Consider the following 2,312-nt stretch of genomic DNA (forward strand, 5'->3'; position numbering starts at 1 on the left):
GTAACGGCCCGCCCTGTACCGTCTAGAAGTCTCGGTTAAATCTCATCAAGATACGTGTCCATGTATTTTTTGAGATGTACACGTATTTTCATGAGCGATTCTCTTTGTGTAGTGAGTTCCTCGCAGAGCCCCCGACGCCGCTATCCGGTCGAGTACAAACGTCAGGTCGTGCAGGAATCGATGTCCGCTGGCGCGTCGATCGCACGGGTTGCGTTGGCGCACGGCATCAATGCCAACCAATTGCACAATTGGCGCTGGCAGTATCGGCGTGGCGACTTCGGCCCAATTAGCCAAGGGCCGTTGCTGCTGCCGGTGCAGATAGCGGCGCCACCGGTATCCACACCGCGCCAACCGGCCAAGATAATTGACGGGCAAGATAGGCCGGCGATCTCTGGCGTCGAACTGATCTTCCCAGCCGCGCGTGTCGTGATCCATGGCGCAGCAGACTTGCCTACGTTACGCTGCCTCATTCAGGCGCTACGAGAATGATCGGCTTACCGGCAGGAACCCGGGTCTGGCTGGCAGCCGGTGCAACCGATATGCGTCGTGGCTTCGATGGCCTGGCGGCAACGGTGCAGGCCACGCTGCTTGAGGATCCCTTTAGCGGTCATGTGTTTGTCTTTCGTGGGCGCAAGGGCGATCGCATCAAGGTGCTGTGGTGGAGTGGCGACGGCATGTGTCTGCTGGCAAAGCGCTTGGAGCACGGTCATTTCGTGTGGCCCAGCGCCGAATCAGGAGCCGTGCATCTGACCCCCGCGCAGCTATCGATGCTGCTCGAGGGGATCGACTGGCGTCGGCCCGCTCGCACGCATAAACCGACTCAGGTCTAGTGTTAATAAAACGCTTGAGAGCCGCATTTTTATTGGTCTTCCAGCCTTTTATTCATAGAGGAAACAGTCGTTATTTAGTATAATGACGGCCATGCTCAACCGCACCCAACTGCCCGACAATATCGACGCCCTGAAGGCGTTGCTGTCGGCCAAATCCGCCCAGATCGATGCCTTCGAGCAAGAGCGCGCGGCGTGGCAGGTAGAGCGCGAAGCCCTGCGTCAGGATAAGCAGGGCGATCAACAAGAAATTGCCCGTCTGACGCTGTTGCTCGATAAACTACGGCGCGCCTTGTTCGGCCAGAAGTCTGAGAAGCTTGCGGGCCAAATCGATCAATTGCAGCTCGAACTCGAAGAGCTGCACATTAACCAGGGCGAACGCGCGCAAAGCATTGAATCGGCCCAAGCGCCTGCCTCGCGCCCCGCGCCGCAGCGTCGGCCATTACCCGAGCACTTACCGTGCGAGGTGCATGAACATCTTCCCAAGGAGTCTGCCTGCCCCGACTGCGGCGGCGCGTGGACGCGCTTGGGCGAGGACGTGAGCAATGTGCTGGAACACGTGCCGGCCAGCTTTAGAATCGTTCGCCATGTGCGCCCACGCCTGGCGTGCAGTTGTTGCGAGCGGATGGCGCAAGCGCCCGCGCCCAGCCGCCCCATTGCCCGCAGCTTCGCGGGGCCAGGGCTATTGAGCCATGTCATGGTCAGCAAATATCTGGACCATCAACCGCTGTACCGCCAGTGCCAGATCTACGAGCGCGAGAACGTGAGTTTAAGTGAGAGCACCGTCGGTGACTGGGTCGGTGGGGTGCACCAATTGCTGCGCCCTTTACTGGAGGCGCTACGCCGCCACGTCTTTAGCGCCGACAAACTGCATACGGACGATACCCCGATCAACGTACTTGCGCCGGGCACTGGCAAGACACGCCAGGCGCGCCTGTGGGTCTATGCTCGTGATGATCGGCCCAGTGGCGATACGACAGCGCCGGCCATGTGGATACGTTACTCGCCCGATCGGCGCGGCATCCACCCGCAAACGCACCTGAAGGATTACATCGGTATCCTACAGGCCGATGCGTTTGCCGGGTACGACAAGATTTATGAATCAGGCCGTGTGCTAGAGGCCGGATGCTGGGCGCACGCCCGACGTAAGTTCTACGACATCCACGTTAAAAGTGCCACGCCCATTACGACGCACGTGCTTGATCGGATCGCCGCCCTCTACAAGATTGAGTCCAGCATCCGCGGTAGCCCAGCGGACGTACGGCGAAGGGTTCGCCAGGAACACGCCAAGCCCCTCGCCATCGCGCTGCATGCCTGGCTGCGCGAACAGTTGACGACCATCTCGCGCAAATCGAATACGGCCGACGCCATCGCTTATGCCATGAGTCAGTGGCAGGCACTGGTGCGTTATCTGGACGATGGGCGCATTGAGATCGACAACAATACCGCCGAGCGAGCGTTGCGCGGGGTAGCCCTGGGCAGGAA

The 2,312-nt window shown here is 59.9% G+C and carries 3 protein-coding genes; all 3 read left to right on the forward strand.

What is annotated here, in order from left to right; genetic code table 11:
* Positions 1–90: 90 nt before the first annotated feature.
* Positions 91–489, forward strand: a complete 399-nt coding sequence (gene tnpA, locus DFR37_RS22640; protein ID WP_158306418.1) for an IS66-like element accessory protein TnpA — start codon at positions 91–93, stop codon at positions 487–489.
* Positions 486–830 carry an IS66 family insertion sequence element accessory protein TnpB gene (tnpB, locus tag DFR37_RS22645; RefSeq protein ID WP_013741949.1) on the forward strand — a complete coding sequence of 115 codons (345 nt, stop codon included), beginning with the start codon at positions 486–488 and terminating at the stop codon, positions 828–830. Before tnpA ends, tnpB begins: the two co-directional genes overlap by 4 nt.
* An 82-nt stretch (positions 831–912) precedes the next feature.
* On the forward strand, positions 913–2,312 hold a 1,400-nt coding region (tnpC, locus tag DFR37_RS22650), incomplete at its 3' end, for an IS66 family transposase (protein WP_113935409.1).

Origin of the sequence: Eoetvoesiella caeni (assembly GCF_003315175.1) — a bacterium.
Classification (GTDB): domain Bacteria; phylum Pseudomonadota; class Gammaproteobacteria; order Burkholderiales; family Burkholderiaceae_B; genus Eoetvoesia; species Eoetvoesia caeni.